Annotated in this window: 17 protein-coding genes; 15 read left to right on the top strand and 2 right to left on the bottom strand. The window is 67.5% G+C overall.

Going from position 1 to position 16,349, the window contains the following annotated elements; translation table 11 throughout:
- Nucleotides 1-8: 8 nt before the first annotated feature.
- Nucleotides 9-851: a hypothetical protein gene (locus V6S66_RS01145; protein WP_334204940.1), complete on the bottom strand. Its 843-nt coding sequence runs from the start codon at nt 849-851 to the stop codon at nt 9-11.
- 99 nt (nt 852-950) lie between these two features.
- Nucleotides 951-1,592 carry an HIRAN domain-containing protein gene (locus V6S66_RS01150; RefSeq protein WP_334204941.1) on the bottom strand — a complete coding sequence of 214 codons (642 nt, stop codon included), beginning with the start codon at nt 1,590-1,592 and terminating at the stop codon, nt 951-953.
- Between the two features lie 146 nt (nt 1,593-1,738).
- Here V6S66_RS01150 and V6S66_RS01155 point away from each other — a divergent pair, with 146 nt between their 5' ends.
- From V6S66_RS01155 to V6S66_RS01225, 15 genes are all read left to right on the top strand, one after another.
- Nucleotides 1,739-3,085 (top strand): hypothetical protein, encoded by a 1,347-nt coding sequence (locus V6S66_RS01155; RefSeq protein WP_334204942.1) that lies wholly within the window; start codon nt 1,739-1,741, stop codon nt 3,083-3,085.
- A 109-nt stretch (nt 3,086-3,194) separates the two neighbouring features.
- On the top strand, nt 3,195-3,851 hold the full coding sequence (locus tag V6S66_RS01160; protein WP_334204943.1) for a helix-turn-helix domain-containing protein: 657 nt from the start codon (nt 3,195-3,197) through the stop codon (nt 3,849-3,851).
- A gap of 495 nt (nt 3,852-4,346) precedes the next feature.
- A protein-coding gene (locus V6S66_RS01165; RefSeq protein WP_334204730.1) for an IS3 family transposase occupies nt 4,347-5,536 on the top strand; the annotation gives its coding sequence in 2 pieces (ribosomal slippage) (nt 4,347-4,625 and nt 4,628-5,536; 1,188 coding nt in all).
- Between the two features lie 139 nt (nt 5,537-5,675).
- Nucleotides 5,676-6,332, top strand: coding sequence for a hypothetical protein (locus V6S66_RS01170; RefSeq protein ID WP_334204944.1), 657 nt, complete (start codon nt 5,676-5,678; stop codon nt 6,330-6,332).
- On the top strand, nt 6,329-7,072 hold the full coding sequence (locus V6S66_RS01175) for a hypothetical protein (RefSeq protein WP_334204945.1): 744 nt from the start codon (nt 6,329-6,331) through the stop codon (nt 7,070-7,072). Before V6S66_RS01170 ends, V6S66_RS01175 begins: the two co-directional genes overlap by 4 nt.
- 418 nt (nt 7,073-7,490) lie before the next feature.
- Nucleotides 7,491-8,492, top strand: a complete 1,002-nt coding sequence (locus V6S66_RS01180; RefSeq protein WP_334204946.1) for an ABC transporter substrate-binding protein — start codon at nt 7,491-7,493, stop codon at nt 8,490-8,492.
- A gap of 3 nt (nt 8,493-8,495) precedes the next feature.
- Nucleotides 8,496-9,257, top strand: a complete 762-nt coding sequence (locus V6S66_RS01185) for an ABC transporter ATP-binding protein (RefSeq protein WP_334204947.1) — start codon at nt 8,496-8,498, stop codon at nt 9,255-9,257.
- Entirely contained in the window at nt 9,254-10,087 is an 834-nt protein-coding gene (locus tag V6S66_RS01190; RefSeq protein WP_334204948.1) for an ABC transporter permease, read from the top strand. Before V6S66_RS01185 ends, V6S66_RS01190 begins: the two co-directional genes overlap by 4 nt.
- The gene (locus tag V6S66_RS01195) at nt 10,084-10,782 is read left to right on the top strand and encodes a GntR family transcriptional regulator (protein ID WP_334204949.1); all 699 of its coding nucleotides are present in this window, start codon (nt 10,084-10,086) and stop codon (nt 10,780-10,782) included. The genes V6S66_RS01190 and V6S66_RS01195 overlap by 4 nt, the downstream gene beginning before the upstream one ends.
- Nucleotides 10,779-11,720, top strand: a complete 942-nt coding sequence (locus tag V6S66_RS01200) for an amidohydrolase family protein (RefSeq protein ID WP_334204950.1) — start codon at nt 10,779-10,781, stop codon at nt 11,718-11,720. Before V6S66_RS01195 ends, V6S66_RS01200 begins: the two co-directional genes overlap by 4 nt.
- Entirely contained in the window at nt 11,717-12,781 is a 1,065-nt protein-coding gene (locus V6S66_RS01205) for an Ldh family oxidoreductase (protein WP_334204951.1), read from the top strand. Before V6S66_RS01200 ends, V6S66_RS01205 begins: the two co-directional genes overlap by 4 nt.
- On the top strand, nt 12,778-13,506 hold the full coding sequence (locus V6S66_RS01210) for an SDR family NAD(P)-dependent oxidoreductase (RefSeq protein ID WP_334204952.1): 729 nt from the start codon (nt 12,778-12,780) through the stop codon (nt 13,504-13,506). The genes V6S66_RS01205 and V6S66_RS01210 overlap by 4 nt, the downstream gene beginning before the upstream one ends.
- Nucleotides 13,503-15,107 carry an FAD-dependent monooxygenase gene (locus V6S66_RS01215; protein WP_334204953.1) on the top strand — a complete coding sequence of 535 codons (1,605 nt, stop codon included), beginning with the start codon at nt 13,503-13,505 and terminating at the stop codon, nt 15,105-15,107. The genes V6S66_RS01210 and V6S66_RS01215 overlap by 4 nt, the downstream gene beginning before the upstream one ends.
- Nucleotides 15,104-15,793: a hypothetical protein gene (locus tag V6S66_RS01220; protein ID WP_334204954.1), complete on the top strand. Its 690-nt coding sequence runs from the start codon at nt 15,104-15,106 to the stop codon at nt 15,791-15,793. Before V6S66_RS01215 ends, V6S66_RS01220 begins: the two co-directional genes overlap by 4 nt.
- Nucleotides 15,790-16,338 (top strand): cupin domain-containing protein, encoded by a 549-nt coding sequence (locus V6S66_RS01225; protein ID WP_334204955.1) that lies wholly within the window; start codon nt 15,790-15,792, stop codon nt 16,336-16,338. The genes V6S66_RS01220 and V6S66_RS01225 overlap by 4 nt, the downstream gene beginning before the upstream one ends.
- Nucleotides 16,339-16,349 lie beyond the last annotated feature (11 nt).

Consider the following 16,349-nt stretch of genomic DNA (forward strand, 5'->3'; position numbering starts at 1 on the left):
AGTGCTGATCAGCCTTCGAGTTTGGCGAGACGCTCAGCAATTTTGCTTCCATGGACCCGTTGTGGCGGACAGGCACTGATCCATCTGCGCAGAACGGCCAATTCTGCCTCGCGGTTGCCGAGCTTGCGGTGAATGATGGCGGCTTGTTCGGTGTACCAAGGTGCGGGCTCTCGGCCCTGTCGGTCCTTCTCGGCGCCCCTGATCGCGATCTCGCACAATTCGAGGGCGTCCAGTAGGCGCCCTTCTCGTTTCAACTGCTTGATGGGCTCGATCAACTGCAGGTAGTGGACGCCGTTGACCCGCGCCGCCTTGAATTGTTTCGCCCGTTCGCCATCCCCGGCAAGAGCCTCGTTGACCATGTGGTCGATCGCCGCTCGCTCCGACGAGCGCTTCTCGCCGGTGGTCAATGGTGGTGGAGATGCTTCGGAAAATCGCCACTGGGGATCACCGTCGCTGACCCATGCCCATGCCTCAACGCGAGTGCCCGTGCCAGTGTTTGCGCAGAAGATCTGAAGCGCGCACGGCAGGGCAGCACCTGCGTCGAGACGCAGACTCTTTGCGATGTGTGAGGGCAGGTAGCCAATACGTTCGCCTTCAACGTGCACGGCCACCGCGAGCTTGTCGACCGGGTTACTTGGCTCTCGTTGAAGTTGTCCGTCGATGTGCAGGGGGATGTGATCGGCTAGCTGCTTGCGTGCAACCAGCCGGCCCGCCGCCCCTTTGCCGTGAGTGGTGGTGCCAGTCACCTTGACCAACGGATCGACAACGACTCCGGCCGTCAGGTTGACGACGAATTCCCGAGGGCGCTCGGTGTCTGGCTTTCGCCCAGTGAGCCAGTCTCGAAACCCCATGGCGAGATGCTGCCATCGAACCGTTCACCGTTTCTGTGGATCTGCTGGCTGAACCTCGATGGCGACCACCAGACCATCGCCCGGCGGGAACTCCGATGGTCACGAGATTCTGCACGTGAGGTGAGCCATCACCCGTCGCTCGGCCGCCAGAATCTGCGGCTCGGTGCCGTCCGATCTGGGACCGCTCCCACGTGTGCTGATGGCGACGATGTCCTCACCGGCGTCCATCCGCTTCGCGATCTTGGCGGCGTTCTGCTTATTGACGTAGCCGACCTTTCGCCCGTGGCTGCCATAGACGGCCACTGCGTTGAGGTCGTGCTCGTTCTCAGGCTCCCGAGTGAGAGTCAGAAGAGCACCTGGTCTGAAATCGGCTGCCTTCGCGGCGCCCTCGTAGTAGCTGGAGCCTCGAACCTGGAAGGAGTAGAGACCCACCCGGCCCAGACTCCGCGACTTCGGATTCACCCATCCGGCCTTGGTCGCGATCAGCAACCGGTCGCGAACTTTCTCGAGCGCGGCCGTCGGCAGCCCGGACCTGTCGAGAGTCAGGGTCGCGAGCTCGGCTTCGGACTCGAGGTACTCGCTGCGGTGGACGACTCCGAGACTCTGTGCGCGAGCTCGTCTCTCGGCATCGGTCGGCTTCTTCGCACCGGTCGACGGCGACTCGCGGGGCGGTGTCTTCCAGAACGCGGCTACGAGCAGGCAGACGCCTAGAACAGCGATGAACGCGACGGCAATCTCCATCACTCGAGGCTAGTTGGACGAAGACGACAGGTTCGGTGCTTTCCCCATTCGCGAGTCAGCAAAGCAAGAGAGGGTCACAGCAAAAGCACATGAAGTGACCGGTGCCTGACCTAGGGTGTGCTCCACATGATCGAGCGGAGGACATTGTGAGCGAGGAGACCTGGCACGCGGCTCGCCTGATCCCGACGTCGGGCATCAACGGCGCCACCGAGCAGGAGCGCAGAGCCACGTCCGCGCTGCTCGCAGTCCTTGGTGTAGTCCCCGATTTCGCGAAGGCGCTCTTGAGCAGCCTTGGTGCTCCCGCAGGGAACGTCACCACCTTCATCGAGGTGCCCTTCATGCTCGGCGAGAGCCGCATCTACCCCGACGGACTCATCCGGGTCCGCCGCGGAGCGCGAGAGTGGACCGCCCTGGTCGAGGTCAAGACCGGCAAGAACCAGCTTGAGGCGCAGCAGCTCGAGAACTACCTCGACATCGCTCGCACCGAGGGATTCGATGCGCTGATCACCATCAGCAACGAGATCCCGCCGACCCCCGGACAGCACCCGACGGCCGTCGACCGACGGAAGCTCCGGAAGGTCATGCTTGTCCATTGGTCGTGGTCTGAAGTGCTGGCAACAGCGATCGTCCAGAAGGAGCACCGGGGTGTCTCCGACCCTGAGCAGGCGTGGATCCTTGGCGAGCTCATCCGCTACCTGGAGCACGAGCGATCCGGCGCCCTCGAACTCGACGACATGGGACAGCACTGGGTCGCCGTGCGTGAGGCAGTCGCTGCCGGCACGCTCCGCGCCAACGACCCCCACGCCCCCGAAGTCGTCTCTCGCTTCGACGCGCTCCTCAGATACGCGTCCCTGCGCCTTGGGCAACGCCTTGGTACCGATGTCGTCCAGAACCTGTCGCGCAAGGACGTTGCTGATCCCAAGCTCCGCGGGGCCGAGCTGGTGAAGTCGCTCGCCGAATCGGGCGTGCTCACCGGCTCCATCAAAATCCCAGGCGCCGTGGGTCCGATCACCGTCACCGCTGACCTTCGCGCGTCGCAGGTCTCCTGCCATGTGGACGTCCCGGCACCCCAGACGGGACGGTCAACGACGCGAGTCAACTGGTTGGTGCGGCAGCTGAAGGACGCCCCGGACGACGTGCGGATCGAAGCGTTTGCCGCCCGAGTGCGTGGCGGGGGAGCGGCGGAACTTCTCCGAGCTGTACGAGAAGAGCCAAAGGTGCTGATCGAGGACCCCGCGCGCGAATTGAAGTCGTTCCGCGTCGCGCGCGTGGCAGCGATGGGAAGCAAGCGAGGCCGAGGCCGAGGTGCGTTCATCGACACTGTGCTCGACACCCTGGACGGTTTCTACGGAGACGTGGTTCAGAACGTGAAGCCTTGGGCGCCTGCCCCGCCGAAGCTTCGAGATCCAGTGGCGCCAGATCCCGAAGCGGACAGCCTGAGCTCGACGGACCTGTCGTCCCAGGACGAAGGCGTCTCTCTCGCTCCGAGGTAGTCGCGCCGAACGATGCGAGTCTCCGCGAGTCCGATCGTGGCCCTGCGGGAGGGTCGAGGCGCTCGAGCCTCGGCAGACACTTGTGTAGCGGTAACGCTAGATTAAAGCCATGCTCTCTGTCCCGGAGTTTGCGGCCGAGGTGGGTATCTCCGTCGCCAGGGCCCGCCAGCTTGCCGTAGCCGGCCGAGTGCGAGCCGAGAAAGTCGGGTCGCAGTGGGCGATCGCCGAGGCCGAGGTCAACCGGTGGACCGCCATGCCGTCACGCCCGATGGCCGAGCGAGTCTCGTGGGCGGCTGCGGCGATGGCAGACGGGGATCCCGCCGATTGGCTGGAGTCGAGTGAACGGTCTCGGCTCCGTAGGCGCTTGACCTCCCTGACCGACTCGAGCGACCCGGTCGCTCGCGTCCAGGCGTGGATGCGGTCACGGGCTGTCGTTGGGTGGTGGCACGCGGGCGCCGAGTCACTGCCCGAGCTGGCGAAGCGTGTGCGGCTCTCCGGGGTCTCGAGTCTGGACTCGCGGATTTCCTCGGGAGGGTTGGTGGAGGGATATGTCCGACCGGGAGAGCTGGAAGCTCTCGTCGATGAGTTCTGGTTGGTGCCCGCTGACCCTGGTCAAGGCGAGGTTCTATTGAGGGTGAGCGACTTCGGTCGCGATCGTGTGCCACGGCTCATGGTTGCTGCTGACCTCGCCGACCATCGTCGAGCGCGCGAGGTCGATGCCGCGGAACGAGTGATCCGCGAGGTGCTCAAGGATGGACTCTGGTGACCGGCGTTCATGTCACGTCGACGAGGTCAGCCGGCCGGTCACTTCGAGCCGTTCGCTGGTCCACGCCAACCGATCCGTGCCCACATTTTGCCCACATTTGTCCGTGATCTGGCGTGAAGCCGACCGGTATGACGTGAGGCAGAATGACTGCAATTCCAGACCTTACTGGACATCGCCGCAGGTCAGAGAATTGCCAAGAACGAGTTCAAATCCCACCGCCACCGCGTGACGAAGACCCCCGATCAACACTGGGATTCCAGTGTTGTCGGGGGTCTTCTCTTTGTCTCAGAAGTCGCTTTGGGCACATTTTGGGCACACTTTTCTCAGGACCCGAATGATGCCGAGCAGAAAAGCCGATGCAGGTTCGGGACGTCCACGGACTTGCGGCCCGTGAACCGGCGCGACGGTTCGCTGTGCCTGGCGATTTGGGACTGCCCCCGGTTTGGTTGACACCTGACGTGTGAGGATTCGTTCCTCGCAGGAGAGGATGTCGCCATGCCAGCGCCCTATCCCAAGGAGTTCCGCGACGATGTCGTGGCTGTGGCCCGTCAGGGCCAGGCTCCGTTGTCGCAGATCGCCAAGGACTTCGGGATCTCTGAAGGGACCCTGTCGAACTGGTTGAAGAAGGCCGACATCGAGGACGGTCACCGGCCCGGGCTGACCGAGGCCGACCGTGCCGAGCTGCGTGAGGCCAAGAAGCGGATCCGGCTGCTCGAGCAGGAAAACGAGGTCCTGCGGCGGGCTGCGGCGTATCTGTCGCAGGCTAATCTGCCGGGAAAATAGCCTTCCCGCTCGTCCGCGAGATGGCCGCGGCCGGCGCCCCTGTTCGGGTGCCGGTCGCGGTGGCGAGCAGGGTCCTGGGGCTCTCGACCCAGGGGTACTACAAGTGGCTCAAGGACCCCGTCAGCCAGCGTGACTTCGACGACGCGCACCTCATCGACGTGCTCTACGACCTCCACGAGGACGACGCCACGTTGGGCTACCGGTTCCTGACCGACGAGCTCGCCGATGAGCACGGCATCACTGTCGGTGAGAACCGCGTCCACCGGCTCTGTCAGGTCGCTGGCATCACCGCCTCGCACCACAAGAAGCGGTCCAAGGCCGGCAGCACCGGGCCGCCGCCGCACGACGACCTTCTGGCCGTGGTCGACGAGCACGGTGTCGTCCGGCACGAGTTCGTCGCCGACGCCCCGAACAAGGTCTGGCTCTGGGACATCTCCGAACACCCCACCCGCGAAGGCAAGCTCTACATCTGCGCAATCAAGGACGTCTTCTCCAACAGGATCGTCGGCTACTCCATCGACACCCGGATGAAGGCATCGTTGGCGCAGTCGGCGATGCGCAACGCGATCGCGCTGCGCGCACCAGAGGCCACGGTGTGTCATTCGGACAGGGGCGGTCAATTCAGGGCCAAACGCACCCAGGCCCTCTTGGCCAACCATGGGCTGGTCGGCTCGATGGGCCGCTCCTACGGCGCCGGGGACAACGCGAGCATGGAGAGCTTCTTCGCCCTCCTGCAGAAGAACGTCCTCAACACCCGCCGCTGGGACACCCGCGACGAACTCCGCCTTGCGATGGTCCGCTGGATCGAGACCAAGTACAACCGACGACGCCGACAACGCGCCCTCGGCAAGCTCACCCCGACCGAGTTTGAGATGATCTACACGACCGCAACCGCGGCCTAATCAGCACAAACCCCGAGTGTCAACCAAACTCGGGGCAGTCCCTTCTGTTGTGAGCTCTGCGAGAGCTGAGTCCGGCTGGGATGTGAGCGGATTGGTCGGCAGTGCGGCACTAGTGCGACGGAATCGCTATATTAGTGTCATGTTGAGCGTGTCCGAGTTTGCCGGTGCCGTGGGGCTCTCCGTGGCGCGCGCTCGCCAGCTTGCGGCGGGTGGGCAGGTTCGGGCAGAAAAGGTCGGGTCGCAGTGGGTTATCGCTGACGGTGAGGTCAACCGTTGGAGGGCCCTGCCGTCGCGTCCGATGTCCGAGCGGGTTGCGTGGGCTGCGGTGGCGATGGCTGATGGGCTATCAGTCGACGGCCTGGAGTCGAGCGAACGGTCGCGACTGCGTCGGCGTTTGAGCTCACTCGCCGAGTCAAGCGACCCGGTCGCGCAGGCACAGGCGTGGATGCGGTCGCGGGGTGACGTCTCGTGGTGGCACGCGGATGCGGAGTCGCTGCCGGGCCTAGCCGAGCGGGTTCGTCTCTCCGGAGTGGCCAACCCGAGTGCAGGGTTGTCTTCGGGCGGGTTGGTCGAGGGTTACCTCCTGCCCGGCGAGTTGAAGTCGCTCGTGGACGAGTTCTGGTTGGTACCAGCCGACCCTGGATCCGGGGAAGTGGTGGTGAGGGTGAGCAGCTTCGTGCGGGACCGCGCGCCTCGCCTCATGGTCGTTGCTGACCTCGCGGACCACCGCCGGCCCCGAGAGATTGCCGCTGCGGAGCGAATCATCCGCGAGGTGCTCGAGGAGCGTCTCTGGTGACCGACGTTCCCGTCACCTCGGCAGGTCAGGAAGCGTCGTGGCACGCACTGCTCGACCTGCATGATGCGGTCCCCGAGGCATGGGTCCTGGTCGGCGGGCAGATGGTGCAACTCCACGCGGCCGAGCGCGGCTACCGGTTCGTGCGACCAACCGATGACGCGGATGCCGTCCTGGACGTGAAGTTGAATCCGTCGATCCTTCATGACGTGACCGCGGCGCTGGTGATGATGGGGTTCGAGTCGGCGGGGGTGTCCGCGTCCGGAGTGGAGCACCGGTGGCAGCGTGGCGAGGCGCAGATCGATGTCCTCATCCCGCAAGGACTCGGTGAGCGACTCCGTGCACAAGTCGTGGGCATCTCCGGGTCGCCGACCGTTGAGACGCCGGCGGGACAGATCGCGGTCGACCTCTCCGAAGTCGTCGACGTGCAGGTCGGCGACCGGGTGGGACACGTACGCCGACCAACTCTCCTCGGCGCCTTGATCGCGAAGGCGGCTGCAGACACGACGGTCAGCGTCTCCAGCGCTGCTGCCGGTCGTCACCTCGAGGACTTCGTGACGCTGTCCGCAATGCTCAAGGTCTCCGACCTCGCCGGGACGACCTCGACCAAGAGCCAGCGACGATACGTGGCCAAGGCACTCAAGAAGGTGGCGCCGCGGTTCGACCTGCAGGAGCAGCATCCGGACTCACGGGTCGGCCTAGCCCGGCTGTCGAGATGGGTCGGGCAAGAGGATTCCGAGTAGCTCGCCGTTCGGCGCGCCGGGCGATCCGTGCCCACATTTTGCCCACATTTGTCCGTGATCTGACGTGAAGTCGACATCCTCGACGCGATGCAGAATCACTGCAATTTCAAGTACTTCGGACATCGCTGCAGGTCCGAGAATCGCCAAGAACGAGTCCGAATCCCACCGCCACGGCTGAGTCTTACCTCTATCTCACAGGAGCCGGCGGGGTCACGCCTTGCTCGGTAGGCGGATGACGCCCAGCTGCGAGCCGAAGCCCGCTGGCGCCACCGCGCGACGACGGATCGGAGCTCGCAGCGCGAGAGCACTCCGTGTGAATGATCGAGGTCGCGATGTAAATAGAATGTTTCCACTCTTGATGTTTGATCAAATATCAGCAAGATTGATCTGGCACACAACCCCCGAAGGAGTGCCACTCATGTTCCCCAGCCGCCGCCGCCTTGCTGCCTTCGCAGTGCCGTTGCTGCTCGTCCCCGCCGCCTGCGGGGGCGGGTCCGAGGATGACGCCGATCTCCAGCAGGTCGACTACCTCACCTCGTTCAACACCTTCGGGCGCGACGCCTACGTGTATGTCGCGATCGAGAAGGGCTACTTCGAGGACGAGGGCCTCGAAGTCGACGTCAAGCCCGGAACCGGCAGCGTCGACGTCATGAAGCTGGTCGCGAGCGGTCAGGCCGACTTCGGCGCCGCGGACTTCTCGACGGTCGCCGCGACGGTCGCGAACGAGGACATCCCCGTCAAGGCGGTCGGCATGGTCCACCAGCAGTCGCTCGCCGCGATCGTGACTCTGGCCGACACCGGCATCGAGGACCCCGCCGAGCTCGAGGGGGCCTCGATCGCCGACCAGGCCGGCTCCACCAACCAGGTGCTGTTCCCGGCCTACGCCGAGGCCGCAGGCTTCGACGGGTCGTCGGTCACCTTCGTCCCCTCGGCGCCGCCGTCCCTGCCGCAGCTCCTGGCCTCGGGCCAGGTCGACGCCATCGGCCAGTTCGTCGTGGGCAAGGGACTCATCGAGGCCGCGGCGCAGGGCCGTGAGGCGAAGTTCTTCCCCTACAGCGAGTTCCTCCCCGACCTCTACGGCAACGCTGTCGTCGCCTCGGACACCTTGATCGCCGACGACCCCGAGCTCGTCGAGAAGTTCACCCGCGCGCTCCTGCGTGGCCTGGAGTACTCGATCGAGAACCCGGAGGAGACCGGGGACATCCTCGCCCAGTACCAGCCCACGCAGGACCCGGCCGTCGCTGCCGGCGAGGTGGAGCTCATGGCTGACTACGTGACGGGTGACGACGACGCCCTGCTCGGTTCAATCGACGAGGAGCGGGTGGCATCGATCATTGAAGAGCTCACGCAGGGTGGTGCGGTCACCAAGCCGGTCGAGGCCGGCGATCTCGTCGCCTTGGACCTGACGCCGAAGGACTGATCCATGATCACGATCGAGAACGTCGACCACCGTTTCGCGACGCGCAACGGGCCGGTCCACGCCCTGACCGACATCGACCTGACGGTGGGTGACAACGAGTTCGTCACCCTCGTGGGTCGGTCCGGTTGCGGCAAGTCGACCCTCCTGCGGATCGTCGCGGGCCTCATCCAGCCGACGTCAGGGTCGGTCACGATCCACGGCACACCGGTCACTCGCCCTCGCAAAGAGGTGAGCGTGATGTTCCAGAAGCCGGCGCTCCTGCCCTGGCGCAACGTCCTCAGCAACGTGCTCCTGCCGGCCGAGACCCTCGGGCTCGACAAGACGGCCGCTCGTCGTCGGGCGCACGAGCTACTCGAGCTGACCAACCTCACGCCCTTCGCGAAGGCACTGCCGAAGGAGCTGTCCGGCGGGATGCAGCAGCGCGTCGCCCTGTGCCGCGCGCTGCTGAGCGAGCCGGACGTGCTGCTGATGGACGAGCCCTTCTCCGCGCTCGACGCACTGACTCGCGAGGAGCTCTCGATCGAGCTGCAGCGGATCAGGCTGGAGCAGGACACGAGCTTCGTGTTCGTGACGCACTCGATCGAGGAGGCCGTCCTGCTCGCAGACCGCGTCGTCGTCATGAATCAGAGACCCGGAAGCATCCGTCGCATCGTCGACATCGACGTCCCTCGCCCGCGCAGCCTGGGCCACAACAGCCACACCGAACGCGTGACCGAGCTGAGTGCCGAGCTGCACGAGCTGCTGATTCCGGTGGAGGCCGCATGACCTCCCTCGCCGCCGCGACGCCGAAGGACTCGACCGGCGCCGAAGGGCTCCGATCCCGCAAGGCCCGCAGAAAGATGCCGAGCGTCTCGAGTTGGACGCTTCCGTTGCTCGGTGTCGCCCTGAGCATCGCCGCGTGGTGGCTCGCCGTCATCGTCTTCGACATCCAGTCCTACCTCGTCCCCACGCCCGACGCCGTTCTCACGACGTTGGTCGATCGATGGGACATCCTGCTCGATCAGACCTGGGTCACGGCGTGGGAGACCATTCAGGGCTTCGCGCTGGCGATCGCTCTGGGGATTCCGTTCGCGATCCTGCTCGCGAGCTCCCGGATCTTCGAGCAGATGGTCTACCCGTTGCTCATCACGGTCAACTCGCTGCCGAAGGTCGCGATCGCGCCGATCCTGGTCGTCTGGATGGGCTTTGGCCAGGGTCCGAAGATCGTCATGGTGCTGCTTCTCTGCTTCTTCCCGATCGTGCTCTCGACCGCCTCCGGCCTGAAGTCGACACCCTCGGAGATCGTGGAGCTCGCGAAGTCCCTGAACGCCGGCCGGCTTCGCACGTTCTGGAAGTTCCGACTTCCCCAGGCGCTGCCGCAGATCTTCGTGGGTCTGAAGACGGCGATCTCCCTGGCCGTGATCGGTGCCGTGATCGCCGAGTTCGTCGGGGCGGACGCCGGCCTCGGATTCATCATCGTCCAGTCGGGCGCCAGCGCGAACACGGCGCTCGCGTTCGCGGCGATGGTGCTGCTCAGCCTTCTGAGCATCGTCCTGTTCTACGTGATCGAGTTCGCAGAGAAGATCCTGGTTCCCTGGGCGGAGGAGAGCCGATGAGCGCCGAAGCAGGCAAGCGCCTGGTCCGTCGCGAGCGCCAGACGCTGGGCGAGCTCGCAGCCACCGAGATCCTGAACCTCATCATGCGCGGAGAGATCCCTCCGGGTGCCCCACTGCGGCTGGCCGAGCTGGCCGAGCAGCTCGACATGAGCCACATGCCGGTCCGAGAAGGACTGCAGCGGCTCGGAACGCTGGGCATCGTCGAGATGATCCCGCACCGTGGCGCCCGGGTGCGCGAACTGTCCCTCGAGGACCTCGACGACACCCAGCGCACGCGCCTCAGCCTGGAGTCGATCGCGATCGAGATGGCGGCGAGCCGGTTCACCGCGGAGGACGCCGACATCGCCCGCCGCGCGCTCGACGCGACCCTCGCGTTCGCCCAGGACCACAACGCGCTGGAAGCGCGGAGCGCGCACGCGGACTTCCACTTCGCGCTTTATCGCGCCAGTGGCTCGCGCTGGCTCATCAAGGCCATCGAGCCCGTGTGGGGCAACAGCGAGCGCTACCGGTTCGCCGGGTCCACCAGCACCGAGCGCGTGGTGCAGAGCCACCGCGAGCACGAGGCACTGCTCGAGGCGTGCATCGCGCGCGACAGCACGGCGGCCGTCTCCGCCCTGCACCACCACCTCACGAGCGCGGCAGGTCGCATCCGGGCCACGGTCGAGGCCCGCATCGAGGCGATGGGGCAGCAGTGAGGAGCACGGACGTCCACACGCACCTCGCGCCGCTGCTGTCAGAGGCGGTCGAGGGAGTGCGCCACGGCGACGACGACCGCCTCGTGGTGGACGGCCACGCCGTGGGTGCGCCCGGCCTCTACGACGCCGGTCGGCTCGTTGCGCAGATGCATCGCCATGGCGTGGACCAGGCGTGGGTGTCGGCGCCACCTCCGTTCTTCCGCCCCGGCCTGGAGCCGGAGCAGGCGCACCGCTGGGTGCGGGCGCTGGACGCCGGCCTCCAGGATCGTGTCGCCGGCCACGCGCAGCTTCGTCGGCTGACCTACCTGCCCCTCGACCATCCGGGCGTCGCGCTCGAGATGGTCGAGGACGCCGAGGGCAACGTGGGATGGGCGGGCTCCGCTGGCGGTGGGTCACTGGAGCTGGACGCTCCTGGGCTCGCTCCGGTCTGGGACGCGATCGAACGGCGCGGGCTCCCGCTCCTCCTGCACCCGGGGGAGTCCCCGGACCCGCGGCTGGGTCGTCACTACCTCGCCAACCTGCTCGGCAATCCCGTCGAGACGGGGCTGGCCGTGGCCGAGCTCGTCCTGGGGGGAGTGCTGACCAGGCGCCCCGACCTGCGCGTCGTGCTCGTGCACTGCGGCGGCGTCGTCCCCTCCCTCGTGGGGCGTTGGGCGCGCGGCGTCGCGACCGATCGCCCGGGGATCGCCCCGGGCACCGAGGACCCGGCGGTCGTCGTGCGGCGACTGTGGACCGACTGCCTGGCCCACGCGCCCGAGGTCGTCGACCTCGCCCGGGTCACCTTCGGCGACGACCACCTGCTGCTCGGCAGCGACTACCCCTTCCCGATGGGCGTCGACGACCCGTTCGAGACCGTCGCCCACCTCTCCCCCTCGCTGCGTCAGCGGATCGCTGGCAACGCCGAGGCCCTCCTCCTGACCGCGAAGGACCCCGCATGAGCACGCACGACCTCACGACGCTTCGATCGGCCGCAGCCGAGATCTTCACGGCTGCGGGCGTCGAGCCGACGGCCGCCGTGAACGTCGCGGACGCACTGGTCGAGGCCGACGCCCGGGGGATCGCCTCCCACGGACTGATGCTGGTGCCGATGTACGTCGACCGCCTCCTCGCGGGTTCGGTCAGCACGAGCACTCACCCCGTCGTCCTGGTGGACCGAGGTGCCATGGCGCTGCTCGATGCTGAGCACGCGCTCGGCATCGTCACCTCTGACGTGGCGATGGCGTTGGCCGTCGACAAGGCCCGTCAGTTCGGCATCGGCATCGTCAACGTGCGGCACGCCTTCCACTTCGGCGGTGCCTTCCGCTACGTACAGGCCGCGATGGACGCGGGGATGATCGGCATCGCAGCCTCGAACACCCGCCCCCTCATGCCCGCTCCCGGCGGGGCGACCCCGGTCGTCGGCAACAACCCCATCGCGGTCGGAGTGCCCGGCCCGGATCCGGTCCTGGTCGACATGGCCCTGTCGGAAGCCGCGCTCGGCAAGATCCGCTTGGCTGACTCGGAGGGCCGAGAGATCCCGAACACCTGGGCGACCGACAGCTCCGGCCAGCCCACGACCGACCCCGCGGCGGCCATCGCCGGACTCCTCCTCCCGGCAGGCGGCCCGAAGGGCTACGGGTTGGCACTGGTGGTCGACGTGCTGACCGGAGTGCTCGGTGGTGGGGGCTTCGGGTCGGCAGTTCGTGGCCTCTACGCCGACACCACGGTCCCCAATGACTGCGCCCACCTCTTCATCGCGATCGACCCGGAGTTCTGGGACACCCCGGACGCCTTCGCGGCTCGGGTGGATGCCCTGGGGGCCGAGGTGCACGCCTCCGAGGTCGCCCCCGGCGTCGACGCCGTCCTGCTGCCGGGCCAGCGTGAACGCGAGTCCTCGCGCCGCGCCCATGCGCAGGGCATCACGATTCCAGCCTCGGTCGTCGAGGCCCTCGTCCAGACCGCGCAGCGGGTGGGCGCGAGCCTTCCGGCCGAGCTGATGCCGGCCGGGAGCCGGGCGTGAAGGCCACCTACGACGCGGCGGGTGACGTCGTCGTCGTGACGGGAGGAGCCCGCGGAATCGGAGCAGGGCTCTCCCGAGCCGTCGCAGCGGCCGGCGGCACGGCCGTCGTGCTCGACGTCGTGGAGCCCGAGGCCGCAGGACCGGGGATCGAGCACGTCGCCGTCGACGTCTCGGACCGGTCTGCCGTCCTCGCCGCCGTGGCCGCCGTGGCCGAACGGCACGGCAGGATCGACGGGCTGGTGGCCGGCGCCGCGGTTCAACCTCGAGTCGACCTCGTCGAGACGTCCGAGGAGACCTGGCGCCGAGCCATCGACGTCAACCTCAACGGCGTCGTCTGGTCGTGTCAGGCCGTGCTGCCCGCGATGACCCAGGCGAAGCGGGGGTCGATCGTCCTGTTCTCGTCAGGTCTGGCCAACTTCGGCCGGGCGCAGGCCGCTGCCTATGCCGCGACCAAGGGCGCCATGGTGCCCTTCGCGAAGTCCCTCGCCGCCGAGGTGGCCGACCGGCGGGTCCGGGTCAACGTGATCTTCCCGGGCGTCATCGACACCCCGCAGTTCCAGGCGGCGAACCCGACCGGTCCCGAGCGGGCCCACTGGGCCGCCACCACCGGCATCGGTCAACCCGACGACGTCACGGGATCACTCATGTTCCTGCTGTCCGACGCCTGCACCATGACGGGCTCCATCCTCACGCGAGACCGCGCCTACTCCCAGGAGGACCTGTGAGCACCTCTCCCGATCCCGTCGTCATCGTCGGCGGCGGGCCCATCGGACTGATCACCGCACTGGGACTGGTGTCGTACGGGGTCCCGGTCGTGGTCCTCGAGGCCGACGCGAAGCTGTCGACCGACACCAAGGCCGGCACGGTCCTGACCCGCACCCTCGAGGTGCTCGACCGCTACGACGCCCTGGGTCCTGTGCTCGAGGCGAGCCTGCGGATCGACGAGATCGGCGAGCTCGACCGTGCCACGGGTCAGTCGACCGGCAGCGTCCTGACCTCCGCGCTGGCCGACGAGACGCGCTTCCCGTTCGTGATCAACATCCCCCAGCACGAGCTCGAGCCCGTGCTGGCGGCCGAGCTCGAGCGCCGGGCGCCAGGAACGCTCCGGATGCGGCACCGGGTCGAGCGGTTCGCCGACCACGGTGACCACGTCACGGTCGAGGTCTCGACCCCGGACGGTCCTGCCACGATCCGCGGCAGCCGACTCCTGGCCTGCGACGGTGGACGTTCCACGATCCGCGAACAGCTCGGGATCCCGGTCAGCGGACACACCCTCGAGCAGCGCTACATGCTGGTCGACCTCGTGTGCGACCTCGACGTGGCCAGTCCGCGCGACTACCCCTACCTGGCGTACTTCGGCGACGCCACGGAGTGGATGATCCTCGTGCGCCAGCCGCACTGCTGGCGCTTTCTCTTCCCGCTCGGTGCCGACCAGCCCGAGCCCACGAGCGACGAGCTGCGCGACAAGGCCCACCGCTTCATCGGCGACGTGGACGACCTGGAGGTCATCGGCACGAACGTGTACTCCGTGCACCACCGGGTCGCCTCCACGTGGCACGTGGGACGGACGTTCCTGATGGGCGACGCCGCCCACCTGATCACTCCCATGTGGGCCCTCGGGCTCAACACCGGCGTCCTGGACGCCTCGAACCTCCCTTGGCGCCTCGCCTGGGTGCACCGCGGCTGGGCCGACGAGTCGATCCTCGAGGGATACGAGACCGAGCAGGCGCCGGTCGCGGTCAGCGGCTCGGGCGAGATGGCCGAGTCGGCCCGCGCAGTCATGGACCGTCGGATCGACGCGACCGCGGCGATGGGGGCCGGCGGGTGGGGTGACGCCATGACGCGGACCCTCCTCGGCGTCCGCCTCGACCACGACGGCACGGGGGACTGGTCCATGGTGCGGTCGACCGTCGAGCCGTCCGCGCTGCGCACGGGCGAGCGGGTGCCCGACCTGCGGGTGTTCGGCACGCGTGGCGCCGTCACGCTGCACGAGCTGTGCCGGGACTCCTTCGTGGCCCTGCACCTGACCGACACGCGCCGGCGACCGCACGTGCCGCAGACGGGTCCGCCCGGTCTGCGGCAGGTCGTCGTGAGCCGGTGGGACGCCCCCCACGACTCCGGTCTCCGCGGGCGCTCCTACTTCGACCCCGGCGACACGGTCCGCGCCCGACTGGGTCTGGACGGCGATGTCGTGGTCCTCCTGCGCCCCGACGGCCATGTCGCGCACATCGTCCCGTGGACCGCGACCGTGTCCGCTGACGTCGAGGCGCTCTACCTGGAGATCGTCGGCCTGGGTTCCTCGCGTCGGAGCGAGGTGTTGGCATGAGGGGCGACGTCGTGACCCTGCACACGGGCGAGGACGTGGAGCTGGTCGACATCGGACTCGTGCAGCTCCACGACGACGAGGCGATCCGGGTCTGGGACGTCTCGCTCGACGTCGGCGCGACGCATCCGTGGCACCTGCACCACAATCCGTACGTCGTACTGAGCCTCTCGGGGTCCGATGGCCGGATGGACTGGATCGACGGCCGCGAGCCGCGGTTCATCTCGGAGTATCGAGGTGGGGCGGTCTACCGACCCGTGTCGCCGGTCCACCGGCTCACGAACATCGGGACGTCGTTCTACCGCAACCGCCTCATCGAGCTCAAGGACCTCGGCGAGCACCTCGACTCACCGCTCGACATCGGTCCCGGTGGGCGCAGCGTCCAGGACGCCTCTGCCGGGGCCCCGCTCGCCGACGGGCGCGTGCCGGTCCTGGTGCACGACCACGTGTCGATCTGGACGATCGACATCGCCGCCGGGACCGAAGTCGCCCTCGACCTGGCCCCCTCGCGCCACGTCGTCGCCGACCTCGATCCGGTCGACCTCGCGGTCGACGCGGCGGGTGGGGTCACGACGCACGACGGCGGCCGGCTCGTCCTGACCGCCGCGGAGTCAGGACCCCGCAGCTGCTTCGTGGTCGAGCTCACCTATCTGGACCATCTCGACGCCGTACGAGGAGCGAACCGATGACTGACGTCTACGACGCCGACGCCCCCCTGAACCCCCCGCCGCCGCGGCCCGCGGCGGTCGACGAGACGGAGTGGGACGAGAACCTGTCCGAGGCGGCGCGGTACGGCGGCGAGTCCGCCGACCGCGCCCGCGAGCAGAAGGTGAGCGACGAGCAGGGGGAGTGGGCCCACCGCTTCCGCGAGGTGCTGGTGCAGACGAGCGATCTGGAGTGGGTCGACAAGACCCTCGAGGGGCTCACGCACAAGGCTCTCTGGCGCAACGAGGACACCGGCGCCTCGATCTCCCTGGTGAAGTTCGAGAAGGGGTCCGGCATCCCGTCGCGGCACTCCCACGCCTCCAACCAGTTCATGTTCTGCCTGGCCGGCCGCTACACGTACGTGCCGACCGGCATCACGCTGACCGAGGGCTCCTTCTACTGGAACCCGAAGGGCAGCCTGCACGGCCCCACCCTCGCCGAGGAGACCTCGATCCTGCTCGAGGTCTACGACGGCCCCCACTATCCGACCCAGCCCGACTGGTACAGCTCGCCCGACGACGCGCGCTGACCATCACACCC

It is taken from the genome of Aeromicrobium sp. Sec7.5, from assembly GCF_036867135.1.
Classification (GTDB): Bacteria; Actinomycetota; Actinomycetes; order Propionibacteriales; family Nocardioidaceae; genus Aeromicrobium.

What these genes read in the sequence shown, in the direction of transcription:
- V6S66_RS01145 (WP_334204940.1), bottom strand. Translation starts at nt 851, where the DNA reads ATGGGGTTTCGAGACTGGCTCACTGGGCGAAAGCCAGACACCGAGCGC.
- V6S66_RS01150 (WP_334204941.1), bottom strand. Translation starts at nt 1,592, where the DNA reads ATGGAGATTGCCGTCGCGTTCATCGCTGTTCTAGGCGTCTGCCTGCTC.
- V6S66_RS01160 (WP_334204943.1), top strand. Translation starts at nt 3,195, where the DNA reads ATGCTCTCTGTCCCGGAGTTTGCGGCCGAGGTGGGTATCTCCGTCGCC.
- V6S66_RS01170 (WP_334204944.1), top strand. Translation starts at nt 5,676, where the DNA reads ATGTTGAGCGTGTCCGAGTTTGCCGGTGCCGTGGGGCTCTCCGTGGCG.
- V6S66_RS01180 (WP_334204946.1), top strand. Translation starts at nt 7,491, where the DNA reads ATGTTCCCCAGCCGCCGCCGCCTTGCTGCCTTCGCAGTGCCGTTGCTG.
- V6S66_RS01185 (WP_334204947.1), top strand. Translation starts at nt 8,496, where the DNA reads ATGATCACGATCGAGAACGTCGACCACCGTTTCGCGACGCGCAACGGG.
- V6S66_RS01190 (WP_334204948.1), top strand. Translation starts at nt 9,254, where the DNA reads ATGACCTCCCTCGCCGCCGCGACGCCGAAGGACTCGACCGGCGCCGAA.
- V6S66_RS01195 (WP_334204949.1), top strand. Translation starts at nt 10,084, where the DNA reads ATGAGCGCCGAAGCAGGCAAGCGCCTGGTCCGTCGCGAGCGCCAGACG.
- V6S66_RS01205 (WP_334204951.1), top strand. Translation starts at nt 11,717, where the DNA reads ATGAGCACGCACGACCTCACGACGCTTCGATCGGCCGCAGCCGAGATC.
- V6S66_RS01220 (WP_334204954.1), top strand. Translation starts at nt 15,104, where the DNA reads ATGAGGGGCGACGTCGTGACCCTGCACACGGGCGAGGACGTGGAGCTG.
- V6S66_RS01225 (WP_334204955.1), top strand. Translation starts at nt 15,790, where the DNA reads ATGACTGACGTCTACGACGCCGACGCCCCCCTGAACCCCCCGCCGCCG.